The sequence below is a fragment of the Massilimicrobiota sp. An134 genome, assembly GCF_002160815.1.
Classification (GTDB): domain Bacteria; phylum Bacillota_I; class Bacilli_A; order Erysipelotrichales; family Coprobacillaceae; genus Allocoprobacillus; species Allocoprobacillus merdigallinarum.
The window spans coordinates 26,159-43,933 of record NZ_NFLH01000005.1 but is presented as its reverse complement, the minus strand read 5'-3'; the positions used below and the strand labels follow the sequence as shown (position 1 = coordinate 43,933).

Annotated in this window: 15 protein-coding genes and 1 other annotated feature; of the genes, 5 read left to right on the top strand and 10 right to left on the bottom strand. The window is 30.8% G+C overall.

Annotated features, from left to right (window positions below):
* The first annotated feature begins 30 nt into the window (after positions 1-30).
* The gene (locus B5E79_RS13445; protein ID WP_158095459.1) at positions 31-207 is read left to right on the top strand and encodes a hypothetical protein; all 177 of its coding nucleotides are present in this window, start codon (positions 31-33) and stop codon (positions 205-207) included.
* 62 nt (positions 208-269) lie between these two features.
* Here B5E79_RS13445 and B5E79_RS03505 read toward each other — a convergent pair whose 3' ends face one another.
* The 6 genes from B5E79_RS03505 to B5E79_RS03480 form a co-directional block, all read right to left on the bottom strand.
* On the bottom strand, positions 270-1,232 hold the full coding sequence (locus tag B5E79_RS03505) for an alpha/beta hydrolase (RefSeq protein ID WP_241147440.1): 963 nt from the start codon (positions 1,230-1,232) through the stop codon (positions 270-272).
* A 77-nt stretch (positions 1,233-1,309) separates the two neighbouring features.
* Positions 1,310-1,924, bottom strand: a complete 615-nt coding sequence (locus tag B5E79_RS03500; protein WP_087296982.1) for a cell division protein FtsQ/DivIB — start codon at positions 1,922-1,924, stop codon at positions 1,310-1,312.
* 204 nt (positions 1,925-2,128) lie between these two features.
* The gene (locus B5E79_RS03495) at positions 2,129-3,694 is read right to left on the bottom strand and encodes an ABC transporter permease/substrate-binding protein (protein ID WP_087296981.1); all 1,566 of its coding nucleotides are present in this window, start codon (positions 3,692-3,694) and stop codon (positions 2,129-2,131) included.
* The gene (locus B5E79_RS03490; RefSeq protein WP_087296980.1) at positions 3,694-4,815 is read right to left on the bottom strand and encodes a betaine/proline/choline family ABC transporter ATP-binding protein; all 1,122 of its coding nucleotides are present in this window, start codon (positions 4,813-4,815) and stop codon (positions 3,694-3,696) included. The genes B5E79_RS03495 and B5E79_RS03490 overlap by 1 nt, the downstream gene beginning before the upstream one ends.
* A gap of 165 nt (positions 4,816-4,980) precedes the next feature.
* Positions 4,981-9,201 carry a 2-hydroxyacyl-CoA dehydratase gene (locus tag B5E79_RS03485; RefSeq protein WP_087296979.1) on the bottom strand — a complete coding sequence of 1,407 codons (4,221 nt, stop codon included), beginning with the start codon at positions 9,199-9,201 and terminating at the stop codon, positions 4,981-4,983.
* 82 nt (positions 9,202-9,283) lie between these two features.
* The gene (locus B5E79_RS03480) at positions 9,284-9,715 is read right to left on the bottom strand and encodes a MarR family winged helix-turn-helix transcriptional regulator (RefSeq protein ID WP_087296978.1); all 432 of its coding nucleotides are present in this window, start codon (positions 9,713-9,715) and stop codon (positions 9,284-9,286) included.
* Between the two features lie 148 nt (positions 9,716-9,863).
* Between B5E79_RS03480 and B5E79_RS03475 the strand changes: the two genes are divergently transcribed.
* Complete coding sequence (locus B5E79_RS03475; RefSeq protein ID WP_087296977.1) at positions 9,864-11,180, top strand: amidohydrolase; 1,317 nt, start codon at positions 9,864-9,866, stop codon at positions 11,178-11,180.
* A 34-nt stretch (positions 11,181-11,214) separates the two neighbouring features.
* On the opposite strand, the gene B5E79_RS03470 is transcribed toward B5E79_RS03475, so the two are convergent.
* From B5E79_RS03470 to B5E79_RS03460, 3 genes are read right to left on the bottom strand one after another with little or no spacing between them, the layout of a single operon-like run.
* Positions 11,215-11,445, bottom strand: coding sequence for a hypothetical protein (locus B5E79_RS03470; RefSeq protein ID WP_087296976.1), 231 nt, complete (start codon positions 11,443-11,445; stop codon positions 11,215-11,217).
* A 29-nt stretch (positions 11,446-11,474) separates the two neighbouring features.
* The gene (locus B5E79_RS03465) at positions 11,475-12,452 is read right to left on the bottom strand and encodes an HD domain-containing protein (RefSeq protein WP_087296975.1); all 978 of its coding nucleotides are present in this window, start codon (positions 12,450-12,452) and stop codon (positions 11,475-11,477) included.
* The gene (locus B5E79_RS03460) at positions 12,445-13,089 is read right to left on the bottom strand and encodes a YggS family pyridoxal phosphate-dependent enzyme (RefSeq protein ID WP_087296974.1); all 645 of its coding nucleotides are present in this window, start codon (positions 13,087-13,089) and stop codon (positions 12,445-12,447) included. The genes B5E79_RS03465 and B5E79_RS03460 overlap by 8 nt, the downstream gene beginning before the upstream one ends.
* Positions 13,090-13,224: 135 nt before the next feature.
* Between B5E79_RS03460 and B5E79_RS03455 the strand changes: the two genes are divergently transcribed.
* On the top strand, positions 13,225-14,181 hold the full coding sequence (locus B5E79_RS03455; RefSeq protein ID WP_087296973.1) for a hypothetical protein: 957 nt from the start codon (positions 13,225-13,227) through the stop codon (positions 14,179-14,181).
* 37 nt (positions 14,182-14,218) lie between these two features.
* Here B5E79_RS03455 and metG read toward each other — a convergent pair whose 3' ends face one another.
* A complete protein-coding gene (metG, locus tag B5E79_RS03450; protein WP_255374749.1) occupies positions 14,219-16,213 on the bottom strand; it encodes a methionine--tRNA ligase in 1,995 nt (664 codons plus the stop codon).
* Positions 16,176-16,374 (bottom strand) — a binding site (T-box leader). It overlaps the preceding gene by 38 nt.
* A gap of 163 nt (positions 16,375-16,537) precedes the next feature.
* On the opposite strand from metG, the gene B5E79_RS03445 reads away from it, so the two are divergent.
* Together B5E79_RS03445 and B5E79_RS03435 are read left to right on the top strand one after the other, a co-directional pair.
* On the top strand, positions 16,538-16,879 hold the full coding sequence (locus tag B5E79_RS03445; protein ID WP_158095458.1) for a DUF4299 family protein: 342 nt from the start codon (positions 16,538-16,540) through the stop codon (positions 16,877-16,879).
* Positions 16,880-17,316: 437 nt separating this feature from the next.
* Positions 17,317-17,775 (top strand): hypothetical protein, encoded by a 459-nt coding sequence (locus tag B5E79_RS03435; protein WP_087296970.1) that lies wholly within the window; start codon positions 17,317-17,319, stop codon positions 17,773-17,775.

Here is a 17,775-nt window from a genome sequence, read left to right as displayed (position 1 = left end):
GATATGATAAATTTTAAAGGAGGCGGCAATATGAGAACAATCTTAGGTCAAGTCGTTTATCCATCAATGATTCAGGCAAGACCAATCATTGAAATTCAATTAAAAGAGGATATTTCTCAGTATATTATTCCTTCAAAATTAATCCTTACAAACAAAACAAAGAAATCCCCTCTTTTTCAACATGACACTATAAAAATTTCAAAATAATTTATCATATCTGTTCATATGAAAAATTTCGTTGTTTAAAGCAACGAAATTTTTTTACTCTTTTAAAATATATTTTCATCAATAAATGTAAAGACTTTGTCCCAATAAGCCTCAACATCATAATCTTTTGATTGAGCATGTCCTGCCTCATCTACAATATATATATCCTTTGTTGTTGGATAAGCCTCATAAACTTCATAAGCCATTTGAACTGGCACAAAATCATCTTTTCCACCATGAATAAACAACATTGGCTGATTTGCATTTTTCACTTGTTCTATACTTGAAGCTTCTTTAAAATCATATCCTACCTTGATTCTGGCTAGAAAATTAGAAATATCTAAAACAGGAAATGTTGGAAGTGAAAAACGTTTATCGAGTTCACTTGCAAATATATCCCATACACTTGTATAACCACAATCTTCAATATATCCAACGACATTTAAAAGACGATCTCCTGAAGCCATCATAACAGTGGCTCCACCCATAGATACACCATGTAAAAGAATCTGTGCCTGCGAATCTCTATTATTAATCCAATCTACCCAACAGGCAATATCATCTTTATCTAACCATCCCATTCCAATATATTCGCCTTCACTTTTTCCATGAGCACGATTATCTGGCAAGACAACATTATATCCATTTTCGTAATAAGTAGCTCCATAGGACATCATTTCTTCATTGCTTGATTTATAACCATGAATCAAGATAACCCACTGATGAACATTATCATGATCTAGATACTGTCCTTTCAATCTTAATGAATCATCTTGACTTACAATCATCGGTCTTGTTTTATTTTCAAAATCCACACCTTTTATAAATTCAGCATTAGCATTGTCATCAATCTGTTGTTGAACATCTCCTGTTAATTTGATTTCATCTTCCTCATCAACCACTCTTTGATCAGATTCACTTGCTGGTGATAAAGCATAATTCACAAAATACGTTCCTACACCATAAGCTCCACTTAATAAAATAGCTATAATGATAAAAGCAATGATAAATCCTCTTTTTTTCATTATCTTCATTCCCTTCATGTTGGCTTTATTGTACTGAAAAAATATGGACTCTTCAAGAAAACCACCAATATTATATTTTATTTTTCATATTTTTTTATATACATATACTTGCCTTCAAAGCTATATATTGTATTTTGAGGTTTTTTCAATTTATATGCAACATAATGAAAAGAATCTTCAGACAATCTTTGATCTATTTGAGAAATATTTATTTTAATGAAATTATGATCATACATATAAAACTCTATTAAATCTTTATCATAACGATCTCCACAATAGTGAATTTCACTTGTTTCATTTAAAACTATATCAGAAACATTATGTAATGAATGACCCAATTGACTTAACATCTCTGTACTTTGAAAATCACTACATTGAATCAATGATGATGGTATTTGTTTGGTTTGATAAACTCCACCTAATTTATTAATAAGGTAATTTTTGTTTTGAATCTTAGCATAACATAATGGCTGAACCTCTTGAACATGCACTTGTATATTTCCCATAAAATCAATTTCAACTAAAAAATTTTCAAAACGTTTCATTTCTTCTATATCCTGAACTATATTGTCTTTAGAAAACAACATATCTATCCATGTATAATCTCCCATATATCCTGATAGCTGTTCACTTATTTGTTGTTCCAATTCTGCATCATTGACACCTATGACATGAATTGTTTTAATTTTCATAATATCAGACAATAAAATAAAAAAACAAATCCTATGATTCCTAACACAAAGAATAATCTTATCACTTTTATTCTTTTCTTTTTTCTTCTTTTCATCATTAATTTTTTTACCTGATTATCCCTATATTCATCCATCATCTTACCTCCATATCTTTCATTATATAAATAATATCTATAAAAATAAATAAAAATGAGCAGGTCTTGCCTACTCACTGATTAAATCATTTTCAATTAAGAATTCCCTTGCGACATCACTTGTCTTTTCATTCAACTCATCCACTCTATAATTCAATTCTACCATGACTTCATCACTGAGATAATTTTGAAGCTGATTGATCAGTTCAACAACTTCAGGATACTCTTCGATAACTGTATTATTCGCAATTGGTATAGCACGATAGGGTAAGAAGAAATTTTTATCATCTTCTAAAACCTGTAAATCAAACTTCTTTAATAGTCCATCTGTTGAATAAGCATCAATGACATCACATTCATTGTTCATTAAAGCTGTATAACGTGGTGCTCCATCAATAGGAACAGTCTGTTTGAAATGAATAGGATATGCTTTTTGTAATCCTACCCAGCAATCTTCTCTTTCCATAAACATTAATGTTGGTGAAAATGTGAGTTGTTGAGAAACTTTACATAAATCACTTATTGTTTTGATATGATACTGCTCAGCTGTATCTTTTCTAATCGCAAGTGTATAAGTATTGTTGAAGCCTAGAGAATCTAAAACATTTAAATCATATTGTTCTTTCATCTGTTCTTTGACAGTGTTATAGACTTCATCAACATTTCCATTAGGTTCGTTGCCTAAGACATTACCATAAATTGTTCCTGTATATTCTACATACATATCAATGGATCCCGTACGCACGGCATCTAAGACAATAGAACTTGAACCTAGAGATAATGACTGTTCAACCTCAATATCAGTATGATCCTCTATATAATATTTCAACATATAATTTAATATTTCTTGTTCAGTAAAATCCATGCTTCCAATTCTAATGACTTGACTCCCGTTTGTCTTTGCTAAGCCTGTATAAACAAAGCTGGCTGCTAAAGCAAGACATGAAATAACAATGACAACTTTATCCAATGTGCCTTTCATTTTAGATCTTGGTTTTGATAATTGGAAACTCTTTGGTGTGACTAATCTCTCTAAAATAGAAAATATATAATCTATAAGTAATGCCAGTAAGCAGGCAGGTATAGCTCCAGCTAAGATTTGAGCATTATTGACCGTTCGAATACCCGCATAAACCAAATATCCTAAACCATCAGCGCCAATAAAAGCTGCCAAAGTCATCAAACCAACCGAACTAACTGCACTGACTCTGACACCAGCCATGATAACAGGTGCAGCTAATGGAATCTGAACTTTATATAAAACCTGAAATTTATTTAAACCAATACCTTTAGCGGCTTCTAAAGTTTCTCCGTTAATATTGTTCAGTCCTGTGACTGTATTTTTAATAATAGGTAATAAAGAGTAAAGTATCACCATGACAATGGCTGGTTTTGTTCCAATTCCTAAAAGAGGAATCATAAAACCTAATAAGGCCATTGATGGAATCGCCTGAATAATATTTGCTAATGCCATAATTGGTTTTTTAGATGGCTTAAAATAAGTAATAAAAATACCTAAAGGGACACCTATAATAATCGCAATCAAAATAGCCATAACAGTCAATTGAACATGACCTATTAATAAATCAAAAATCTGCATATAGTTTTGGGAACAATAATCTATAAATGCCTGCATTATTCTCCCTCACTTTCATCATATTTTTTAGAAAGCGTTGTAACCAGGGTACTCTTGGTAATTAAACCTTTTAAGATCCCATCATCTACAACAGGAATTGTATACATATTCTTCTCTTTGGTGATATTTAAAACATCAACGATTGATTCCTGTGAAGAAACTGTGATACATTCCTTTTGCATAACATGACCCACAATTTCATCTTTATTTTTTTCATCAGCTGCATCAGCCGCATGAATAACACCTTTAAAATGTCCCTGACGATCTATTACCATCAAACTATCAACGCTTGAATTAAACATCATATTTAAAGCTTTTACACATTTTAAACGATCATAACAGGTAATTGGTCGATCTATCATAATGTCTGCTGCTTTGATTAATTCTGGTGAATCCCAGATACGCTTTTTCCCAACAAAGTTTAAAACAAAGTCATTGGCAGGATGTTTTAAGATTTGTTCTGGTGTATCGTACTGTTGAATTTTTCCACCGCTCATAATACATATACGATCTGCCAATTTGATAGCTTCTGCCATATCATGAGTCACAAACACAATCGTCTTTTGAACACTATTTTGTAATGTCAACAGTTCATCCTGTAATTGATTTCTCGTAATAGGATCTAATGCACTAAAAGGTTCATCCATTAAAATAATATCTGGTTCACTTGCAAAAGCTCTTGCAACACCTACACGTTGTTGTTGACCACCACTCATCTGAACAGGATACTTATCTAAATATTCATCTGGATCTAAACCAACCATATTTAAAACATCTTTCACTTTTTCCAAAAGATGTTTATCATTTTTATTTTTTAACTTTGGAATCAGTTCAATATTTTCTTTCACTGTCATATGAGGAAATAATCCTGTTTGTTGAATAACATAACCAATATTACGTCTTAATTCAATTTCATTTTCCTCACTAATATCCTTTCCATTTACATAAATTGTCCCCTGGCTTGGTTTAATCAACCGATTAATCATCTTTAAAGCAGTCGTTTTTCCACACCCACTGGGTCCAATCAAACAAACAAATTCACCATCATTCACTGTAAAATTGATATCTTCCAATACATGTTTATCTTTAAATGACTTGTAAACATTTTGAAATTCTATCATAAGCAAAACACCTCACTTAAATACATTTTATATCTTAGATGTGACTCTTATGTGAATTTTTTAATTATCTATATCTTTATATCCTTAAAATATAGAGTTTTTTTATTTATATCCTAAATAATAACATAGATATCATTTGAATTTTGACGAAAAAAAGAATATGAATTATGACTTCATATTCTTAAATGCAGTTGAAAGCATCAACTTAATTCTATTTAATTGGTTAACTTCACTCGCACCTGGATCATAATCCACAGCCACAATGTTACTTTGTGGATATTTTTTACGTAAGGCTTTAATAACACCTTTACCTGTTACATGATTTGGTAAGCAGGCAAATGGCTGCATACACACAATATTTGGTGCACCTTCTTCAATTAATTCAATCATTTCTCCAGTTAAGAACCATCCTTCACCTGTCTGATTTCCAATAGAGACAACTTCACTTGCTTTTTTCGCAATTTGATCAATAGGTGTTGGTGGATCAAAACGTTTTGAATCTCTTAATGCCTTAATCATATCTTTTCTTAAGAAATCAACAAACCAAATGGCAAAATTACATAACCATACTGAAGATTGTGACGCATCAAAATGTTCATGTTCATACCAAGTGTTATAGAAACAATACTGGAAGAAATCAATTAAATCAGGCATAACGGCTTCTCCACCTTCTGATTCAATGATTTTCACAATTTCATTATTGGCAGTAGGATGGAATTTGACTAAGATTTCTCCAACCAATCCAACTCTTGGTTTTTTAATATCTAATAATGGCAATTCATCAAAATCTTTGACAATTTGATAAACATTCTTTTTAAATTCTTTCATACTACCATTTTTCACATTTTCCTGACATTTTGCAACCCATGATTCATAAAGTTTATTGGCTGAACCTTTGACTTTTTCATAAGGACGTACACGATAAAGAACGCGCATAAATAAGTCCCCATACATAGCACCAATGATTACTTTTTTAGCAATCTTATATGTAATCTTAAATCCAGGATTACTTTCTAATCCAGATAAGTTTGCAGAGATAACTGGAATTTGTTCCATATCTGCATCTTTAAGAGCTTTTCTGATAAATGCAATATAGTTCGTTGCACGACATCCTCCACCTGTTTGAGAGATAATCAATGCCACTTTATTTAAATCATATTTACCACTATTTAATGCATTCATCATTTGTCCTACAACTAAAATACTTGGATAACATGCATCATTGTTGACATATTTTAATCCCTGTTCTACTGCATCTTTATCAACTGAAGGCAACACTTCAAAGTTATAGCCTTCCGAATTCATTGCGGTTTCAACAAACTGGAAATGAATCGGTGACATCTGTGGACAAAGAATTGTATAACGATCTTCTTTCATCTGTTTTGTAAAAGGTACTTTCACCTGTTCATACTTCTTAGATAAATCAATAATATCTTCTTTCTTTTCAATTGTAGCTTTTAAAGAACGAATACGGATACGAATAGCTCCTAAATTGCTTCCTTCATCAATTTTAATTAAAGTATATATTTTATTTCTTGCTTTTAAAATTTCAGCTACCTGATCAGCTGTAACAGCATCCAAACCACAACCAAATGATGTTAATTGAATCAACTGTAAATCTTTTTGTGATGATACAAAAGATGCGGCTTTATATAAACGAGAGTGATAAGTCCATTGATCAACAACACGTAATTTTAAATGTTCTTCATCTAAATAACAAACACTATCTTCACTTAAGACAACAAATCCTTCACTTGTAATTAAATCTGGAATTCCATGATTAATTTCAGGATCCACATGATAAGGACGACCTGCCAAAACAATACCTTGCATATGATTTTCTCGCATATATTCCATGGCACGTTTTCCTTCCTGACGAATATCTTGCTGACAATGATCTAATTCTTCATAAGCTTTATCTATAGCCTGATGTAATTCCTGATCTGTAATATGAAACTCACTTAATTCTTCTTTTAAAACATGGAATAATGTTTTCTTATTATTTAAAGAAATAAATGGATTTTTAAATTTTATATTTTTCTGTTCAAGATTATCAACATTATTTCTAATGACCTCTGGATAAGAAGCCACCACAGGACAATTGTAATGATTTCCGGCATTTTCATTTTCTAAACGTTCATAGGCTACTGATGGATAGAAAATAAATGGAACTCCTCTAGCAATCAGATTTTCAATATGTCCATGTGTAATTTTAGCAGGATAACAAGCACTTTCACTTGGAATAGATTCAATTCCTTTTTCATAGATGGCTTTAGATGAACGAGATGATAAAACAACTCTAAATTTCAATTCTGTAAAGAATGTATGCCAGAAAGGATAATTTTCATACATATTTAAAGCTCTAGGGATACCAACAATACCTCTAGGAGCATCTTCTATTGGTAAAGAATGATAATTAAAGACACGACGATATTTATAATCAAATAAGTTTGGTAATGATTTAGATTTTAATGGTAAATTAGCTCCTCTTTCACATCTATTTCCACTAATAAACTCTCTTCCATCATTAAATGAAGTAATTGTCAACATACAGTTATTTGTACATTTACCACAATTTTTCATACTATTTTGATATGTTAAATGTTCTAATTCTTCACGTGTTAATAAAGTTGTCCCTTTGCCATCATCTTTTTCTTTCGCAATTGTTGCCATTCCATAAGCACCCATCAATCCTGCAATATCAGGTCTAATGACTTCAATACCTGCTTCTTTTTCAAAAGCACGTAAAACGGCTTCATTATAGAATGTTCCACCTTGTACAACAACATTTTTACCGATTTGGTCTTTACTTCTTAACTTAATAACTTTATATAAGGCATTCTTGATAACGGAATATGATAATCCTGCTGAAATATCTGCTAAAGATGCACCTTCTTTTTGAGCCTGTTTCACTTTTGAATTCATGAAAACTGTACAACGACTTCCTAAATCAAGTGGATGTTTTGACATCAATGCCATCTCGGCAAATTCATCAATTTCATATCCTAAAGAATGAGCAAATGTTTCAAGGAAAGACCCACATCCAGATGAACATGCTTCATTCAATGTAATATCTTGAATGACATCATCCTTAATGGTGATAGCCTTCATATCCTGTCCACCAATATCTAAAATAAAGTCAACATCAGGTTCAAAATGTTTAGCTGCTGTGTAATGAGCAATTGTTTCTACTTCACCATAATCCACTTTTAATGCTGCTTTAATTAAAGCTTCACCATATCCAGTGACACCAGTTTTTTGAATATGACATCCTTCAGGAATTAAATCATAGATTTCCTTCATAATTCTAATAATTAAATCTAAAGGATTTCCTTCGTTAGAATTGTAGAAAGAATATAATATTGATCCTTCATCATCAATTAATACAACTTTAGATGTTGTTGAACCAACATCAATTCCAACATAAATATTGCCTTGATATTTTTTTAGATTTCTTTTCTTTGTCATTGCTTGAAGATGACGATCTCTAAATCCTCTTAATTCATCTTCATTATGAAATAAAGGTTCTAATGTATGAGCTGCTTCAGTTCCATTATCTTTTAATGTTTTTAAATCTTGAATCAATTTTTCTAATGAAAGTGATTCTTCAACATCTTTTGCATTTAATGCAGCTCCCATAGCTACAAACAATTGGGAATTATCTGGGAAAATAATATCATCATCTTGAAGCTCTAATGTTTCAATAAAACGTTGTCTTAGTTCACTTAAGAAGTATAGAGGTCCTCCTAAAAAAGCCACTTTTCCTTTAATAGGTTTTCCACAGGCTAACCCACTGATAGTCTGATTAACGACCGCCTGAAAAATAGAAGCCGCTATATCTTCTTTTCTTGCGCCTTCATTGATTAAAGGCTGAACATCAGTTTTCGCAAAAACCCCACAACGAGAAGCAATTGGATAAATACGCTGATGATTTTTGGCTAATTCATTCAATCCTGAAGCATCAGTCTGTAATAAAGTGGCCATCTGATCAATAAATGCACCTGTTCCACCGGCACAAGTTCCATTCATACGTTGTTCTAACGAACCTTCAAAGTATGTAATTTTCGCATCTTCTCCACCTAATTCAATGGCAACATCTGTTTGTGGAATATAAGTTTCTATTGTTTTGGTACATGCAATCACTTCCTGTACAAATTTGACATTCAATGATTGAGAAATTGACAATCCTCCTGATCCTGTAATAACTGGATAAATATTGATTCCTGGATATTCTTGATGAATTTCTTCTAATAATGTAAGTATTGTATTTCTTACATCTGAATTATGTCTGACATAACGTGAAAATAAACAGACATCCTTTTCATCTGTTAAATAAGCTTTAACTGTTGTAGATCCCACATCAATTCCTAAATAATATTGACTCATAACACTTCTCCTTTAAACATTACAACTTATTTTATAATTTTCAATCTTAACGAATTTCGACATCTTTTTCAATCTTTATGCTTTATTTTAAGGCCTTAATAATCTGATTCACTTTACGATACAAACGTAGATATTCCTTTGTATCTTCTTCACCTAACATCTCCAGCATCTTTTTAAAATAATCCTCTATTTCTGCTCTTCTTTGTTGAGCAAAAATTCTTCCTTTGTCTGTAATAAATACTTTAATCTTACGTTTGTCCTGTAAATCAACGACACGCTCTATATATCCTTTTTTAGATAAAGCATTTAATACAGCGGCTACCCTAGAGGTATTAATATCAAAACGTTGGCTAATTTCAGATGCATTCACTCCATCATGGTCATCCATCAAGTAAATGAGGACAGCACCTTCTCCTCTAGCGATTTCACTAACATCATGATTACAGAATTTAAAATTCTGTTCATTTTCCACCATATAACAAATTAATTCTTTTGCATATTTTTGATAATCCATTTTTATTACCTCACACTATGAGCATTTTATACAACTTTATCACTTTTGTCAATTTTTTTGTTTATTTGTCTATTTGTGAAAAATAAGCGATATTGTTTGATGTTCAAATTTGATGTTGATACAATAAAGAAAAGAGGGGGAGATACATATGTATGAAAAAATAAAAGAACTTGCAAAGTTATATTATCCTGATACTGTAAATTGTCGTCGTGATTTACATAAGTATGCTGAAAAAGGCTGGTTAGAAATGCGAACAGCCTGTTATATTGCTTCTACATTAGAGGAATTAGGATACGAAGTGCTTGTTGGTGAAGATATTATGAAAAAAGAAGCACGTATGGGTGTGCCAGCAGAAACAATTTTACATTTAAATTACCACCGTGCTCAAAAACAGGGAGCAAATCCTTACTATTTGGAAAAAGTTAAAATGGGAATGACTGCCGTGGCAGGTGTTTTAAAATGTGGCGAAGGTCCAACACTTGCTTTAAGATTTGATATTGATGCTTTAGGCCTCATTGAAGAATCATCATCAAGTCATTTTCCTTTTACACAAGGCTTTGCTTCTGTTCATCGTGGAACAATGCATGCCTGTGGACATGATGGACATACTTCGATTGGACTTACAACAGCTAAAATACTTATGAACATCAAAGACCATTTACATGGAACAATCAAACTTATTTTTCAACCTGCTGAAGAAGGTGTTATGGGAGCCAGAAGTATTGCTGAAAGTGGATTCTTAGATGATGTTGATTATATTTGTGCAGCTCATATTATGCCTCAAGAAGATCAACCTTATGATTTGTATTTTGGTATGGATGAATCTTTTGCGACCACAAAACTTGATATTACTTATCATGGTGTTTCGACTCATGCTGCTGAATCGCCACAGTTTGGAAAAAATGCTTTATTATCAGCTGCCAACTGTATTTTAAATTTACACTCTATTCCTCGAAACAGTGATGGTCAGACACGTGTGAACGTTGGAACTGTTCATGCAGGAACGGGAAGAAACGTTGTACCTGAAACAGCTAAACTTGAAATTGAAGTTCGTGGGGTGACAAGTGAACTCAATCGCTATATGGAAATCTATGCCAGAGATATTATTGAAGGTTCTGCACGTATGCATGATACTGTTGTAGAAATCAAAGAAATGGGTAAAGCCTATGCTCTCAACTGTGACGATGACTTCATGAATACCATTCGCTCTATGTGTCAACAGTATCTTCCTGATCTAAAATTACCACCTTATAATTTAAGTCCACTTGGGGGTAGTGATGATTTTTCATATTTCATGGAACGTGTTCAAGCTCATGGTGGCAAAGCAACTTATATGAAACTTTTAACACCTATTGTTTCATCACCACATAATGATGCTTTTGATTTTGATGAAAAAGTTCTAGCATTAGGACCTCGCATCTTTGCAAGTCTTATCTATTATCTTTCTCATGAAAACAAGGCATAAGAGATACAAATCAAGTATCTTTTATGCCTTTTCATTATTTATTAGCTTTCTTATAACGTTTTCCTTTGGTTACACCATTATCAATAAGTTTTTCATTTTCTACTAGTTCTTTTAATAATGTTTGAACACGTCTTTCCTTAACACCCAAAATATCTATAAAATCTTTTACCTTATACCATTGTCCATATTCCATATAAGAAAGAATTTGTTCATATTGTTTGAATGTTTTTCCTGAACTTTTTTTCTCGCACTTTTTTTCTCGCACTTTTTTGAAAATATTCTAATGAAATAATTTTATATAGCTTTTATATAACGTTCAAAATTATCACTTAAATATTCCTGAACGAGTGCATTGAGCTTTGAATCAATATCTAAAATACGTTGATGATTGACTGTAGGATTAATATATCTTTTTTTAGCGTTCACCTTTAAATATCCAGTTTGAGGAAATGAAGATCTCAGAACTTTATGAAAGTGTGTATAATTTTCATAAAGTTCTTTTGTTAAGGAATGACTTATTAATTTTTGGATAACTTGTGTTTCGGTTGTATATAAATCATCATATGAACAAACATGATGATTTATAGCTAAACGCATTAATCTTGCAAGATATTCCATACAATAACGATTTTCATCACTTGTATAACATAAACTGCATTTCAACATCACTTGAGTAAATAGTCTAGCTATCTTGAAATCATCAAAAATCAATTCGTCTTTGGAATCATTGACTTGAACATGTTTATAAATATTGCCTATTTCTTCTTTAGTCATTATTTTATAATAGACTGCATTTGATAATGTATATTCTAAACGATCAGCTGATAATTGGGGTGTATCATTATCAGCAATGGGATAATCATGATAATTCATGACTTTATCACTATCAATATGATAATATTCAAAAATAGATTGAAGTTCTAAACTCTTTTGAATCATTTCCTCTGTTAAATTTTCTGTTGTTTCTTGATGTATATAATCATGATACATAAAATCAATCACATGAGCAAATACAGGTGTGGCTATATCATGAAGTAATGCAGCAATCGTTTGATGTTTATCGTGTGTAAAATGATAAACAATCAAAGCGACTCCTATACTATGATTATATCTTGATACACCTCGACAATCTTTAAATGGTTCAAACTGAGTATACTCCATACCACAATTCATACCCACATCTTTCAATCTTTGAAAAAGAGATGTTTTCATTATATCCTGTACATAATCAGGAATAAATTCATGATATAAATTATAAAGACTGTTACTCATGAAATAAAGCTCTGCCAATTCTGACTATTGTTGCCCCTTCTTCTAAAGCAATCTGATAGTCTTGTGACATACCCATTGATAATTCATGTAATGGATATTGTGGATATGTTTCTTTTAATCTTTCTAATAATTCTCTTGTCTGTCTAAAATAAATACGTGTATCTTCTGGTTCAATATTTGGTGCCATCATCATCAGTCCATCAACAATCAAAGATGGACATTTCATCAAATAATTCATCACTTCATCCATTTCTTCTATATCAAACCCATGTTTGCTTTCCTCTCTAGCAATATTTACTTGTAATAATATATGAACTTTTAAATCATGTTTTTTTGCCTGTTTTTCTAATTCATCAATCAAATGATAACTATTCACAGAATGAATCAAATCAACCTTATCAATAATATATTTCACTTTATTCTTTTGTAATGTTCCAATAAAATGCCAATGTCCTTGACCATGATATTGTTCATATTTTTCCAAAAAAGCCTGAACTCTATTTTCTCCAAAATATAAACAACCACATGCTTCCAGTTTTTCTATTTCTTTTTCATCTATATATTTCGTTGCTGCAACAAGTTTAGCTGGTTTCACTTTCTCTAATATTTCTTTTACTGCTTGTTCATTGACATACATAAAAAAGCCTCCCATCTTTATTCGATATTTCTATTATATAATCTTTTTAACATAACTTAAATTATAAAATCATACATTTATCAAAAAGAGTTCATAAAATCGTGTTATAATGGATGCATAAATGAGGTGAAGTCAATGAATGATTTATTAGAAAGATATCTAGGTGCTGTGTGTTCTTATTTTTTTGGAAGAAAACGCCAATATGTTTATCATGATTTAAAAACTCAAATCAGTCAATCGGTACATCAATATGAAGATATGGAAGACTTATTAATGAGTTATGGACATCCACTAAGTGTTGCTTACTCATATGGTTATCGTCCTACAATTTATCATCATTTTAATCCTAAAATAGTTAATTTCATTGAAAAACTTGTTTTTTTAATTTCAGGTATTTATCTTTTTTTATCAACCCTTTATTATCTTGAACAATTTGGTTGTTTATCATTTCAATCAACAAACAATGTTGTGACAACAATGAATACTTCATCTATCTTTGAAGCTTTTCTTTCTTATCCAATCATTATAATGATTGGTATCATTGCCATAGCAATCTTAGCTTTAATCATATTGGATAAAAAAGAGCCTATTCCTCAAGATTTAAATCTATGTTGGAATATACAAGATCTGGATCATTTACCCCATCCATCCCATTATCCAAATCATACTATTGAAACCATCTTTATGATTATATTTATTACTTTCTTTATTTGTTATGGTTTTTTCTTTTCTAGTGATATTATTATTAAAATACAACATGAATCATATCAAATGATTCATATGATGACCTATTTCTTTCAACCATTTATTATGATCATTATTTTTGATTACTTTATAGATATGACCAAAAAAATATATACTAAGAAATATTTAAAATATAGCTTTATCATTAATTTATTTACTATTGTTTCTTTAACAATCTTTGTTGTGAATTCTCATTTTTTAAGTCAATATTTATTACCTATAAATACAAATTTTCAATATATTCTTGTTAATGCATTTATTATTATAGCTTTATTCTTTATCTACTTTATTTCATTATATAAATTAGTGAGAAACATAAAATCATATCGTTTCTTATTTAAAAAATAGACCATAGAAATGATTCCATTTCTATGGTCTTGTGTTTTTATCTTATTTTTGTACCATTTGGTAAGTTTTCTACAGACACAAGTTCTAACATTTTTTTCTTAGATCCTGCAAGAATCATACCTTGAGATTCAACACCTCTTAATTTTGCAGGTTTCAAGTTAGATACAACAATAACTTTCTTACCAATCATATCTTCTGGTGTATAGAAATCTGCAATACCACTGACAATCTGTCTTGTTTCTTTACCAATATTGATTTGAGAAACTAACAGCTTATCAGCATCAGGATGTTTTTCACATTTTTCAACTGTACCTACAACCAATTCAATTTTTGCAAAATCATCAATTGTAATTTGATTGTCATCCTCTTGTTTTTCTTCTTTTTGAGGATATAAAGCTGCTACTTTCTTTTCTACTTCTTTAGGATCTAATCTTGCAAATAACTGTTGAGGTTTTTCAGTGACTTTTGTTCCTTCTTGATATAAACCAAAAGTATTTAAGTCTAAGAAGTTTCTTTGATCTGTATTGATTTGATCTAAAATCTTTGTAGATGTAGAAGGCATATATGGTTCTAATGCAATAGCAGCAAAACGGATGGCTTCAATTAAGTTATAAAGAACTGTTGCGAGACGATCTTTCTTGCTTTCATCTTTTGCAAGTGCCCAAGGCATTGTATCATCAATATATTTATTTGTTCTTCTTAGTAATACAAAGATTTCATCTAAGGCTTTAGATGCTTTAAATTCATCCATGTAAGCCTGAACTTTCTTTGGCATAGCTAAAGCAATTTCTTTTAATTCATCATCAACAGGTTCACTCACACCTGGATTTGTCACAATACCATCAAAGTATTTATTTGTCATGGCAATTGTTCTATTAACTAAGTTACCTAAAATATTAGCTAAATCAGAATTAATACGTTCAACTAATAAATCCCATGTGATACTTCCATCATTGTCATAAGGAATTTCATGTAAAACATAGTATCTGACAGCATCGACACCAAAGATTTTAACCAAATCATCTGCATAGATTACATTTCCTTTAGATTTAGACATTTTGCTTTCACCTTGTAATAACCAAGGATGTCCAAAAACTTGTTTTGGTAAAGGAATATCTAAAGCCATCAACATAATAGGCCAATAAATCGTATGGAATCTCACGATATCTTTACCAATTAAATGTAAATCTGCTGGCCAATATTTCTTATATAATTCACCATGATTTCCATCAACATCATAACCAAGTCCTGTAATATAGTTTGTTAAAGCATCAATCCATACATACACAACATGTTTAGGATCAAAGTCTACAGGGATAGACCATTTGAATGAAGTACGTGAAACACATAAATCCTGTAAACCTGGTTTTAAGAAGTTATTCATCATTTCATTTTTTCTTGAAACAGGTTGAATAAATTCAGGGTGCTCTTCAATATGTTGAATTAAACGATCAGCATATTTAGATAATTTAAAGAAATAAGCTTCTTCTTTCGCATCATGAACTTCTCCACCACAATCAGGACATTTTCCATCAACCAATTGAGATTCAGTAAAGAATGATTCACATGCTGTACAATATTTACCTTCATAATGTCCTAGATAAATATCTCCCTGATCATATAATTTCTTAAAGATTTTTTGCACTTGTTTCACATGGTATTCATCTGTTGTTCTCATGAAACGATCATATGTTGTATCCATCATATCCCAAATTTCTTTGACAACAGCTGCTTTTTCATCAACAAATTGTTTAGGTGGAATACCAGCTTCTTGAGCTTTTAACTCAATCTTTTGTCCATGTTCATCAGTTCCAGTCTGAAAATAAACATTGTATCCTTCCTGTCTTTTACTTCTTGCGATAGCATCAGCTAAAATAATTTCATATGTATTTCCAATATGAGGTTTTCCTGAAGTATAAGTAATCGCCGTCGTTAAATAATAATCTTTTGGATCTTTCATCATATCTCCTCCTTCAAAATAAAAAACGTCCTTATAAAAGGACGTATTATACGCGGTACCACCTTTTTTTATATCTGTCGATATACCCTCAAAACTTTAACGCAGTTAACGTTTATCTCTCACTATTCAAGATAACAGCTCCCAGCCCATCTTCATAAAAGTTATGTCCTGATTTGCACCAACCATCAGTTCTCTACAACGCCCTTTTAATCTCTGCTGTTCTTTGCCTTTTTTATACTCTTAAACATTATCAAATATTTTTTTTAAAGTCAATAAAGTTTCATAACTATTTTTTGCGAAATAGAAATCAATCTTTTTTTTAATAAGCGAAATCAATGATTTCATTGCAGTTCTAATGATATAATGAAATTAATAAGAATAGAAAGGACTGATTTTATGGGTTTATTTAACAAAAAGAAAAAGATTGACGTTTGGGATGATGCTTATAAAGCTAAACCTCATTTTTATAAGCAATCTGATGGGAGTGTATTTGGTGCAATGAGTTTAACTGAAGGTGTGAAAACAATGTTCTTAAAACAGCCTCAAATACATTTTGAGGTTGAAGGTCAGCGTATATCACAATGGAGAATCGCTCTTGTCGACGCGACAAATGATTCGATGATAGGTCAAATGGATTATGGAACATGTCTTAAAAAATTACAGCCTTATATCCTTGCTGAAGATAGCAATTTTATTTTAGTAAGAGGATTAACTTTAGATGAATTGAAGAGTCTATAAAATAACTTATAACAATTATAATATTTTGATTATTTGAACAATCTTATAAATATAAATATTGAACACATGAAAGGAAGGTAAAAAAAATGATTTTAGGTATTATTTTAGAGTTCATTGTTGTTTCTTGTATCATAGTCAAGATTTTAAACATAAAGTATCGTAATCAAAGTTATCTTAAAAAAGCCAATTCTCTTTTCACTGCTTTGTTATTGATTTATCTACTGATTATCAACACGCAAAGAGATAGTGTCATCTCTTTTATTTCTTCTTATTCTATTATATATATCATAACTTTGATTATTTATATTGTTCTTATCATTATTGAAACCATAAACACGATGAAGGGAAAAGGATAATGTATAAAAAATAATGGTCAAGTTTTATCTTTTTACTATCACTTTTTTAAATGTTATAATATTGATAAGGAGTGAGTGCATATGAAAAAGCTGATTATTTGGGTTGTGATGCAGTTTTTATATCGTGGTATGAAAGTTCTTTATCATGATGATCCACGTATGAAAGAAGAATTAGATGGATGGAAACAAGATAAATTTTTAACATTACAAGTCATGCATGGACCTTCCATCACAATCAAATACACATATCAAAAAGGATTACAGAAAGTCAAAAATGTAAAACCTGATATTTGTATTACCTTTAAAAGCATTCAGACAGCTTTGCTTGTTTTTACAGGTATAATGAGTGTCAAAAGTGCTTATTTAGAACATCGTTTTTCTTTAAGAGGAGATGTTTTTGAAAGTATGAGATTTGTCAGATGTGTTGATTTGGTGGAAACTTATCTTTTCCCTCGTTTTATGACAAAACGTATTTTAAATCATCAGGAAAAGAAATATAAACCGACTTTATTGATTTATATAAAAGCTTTATTTGCTTAG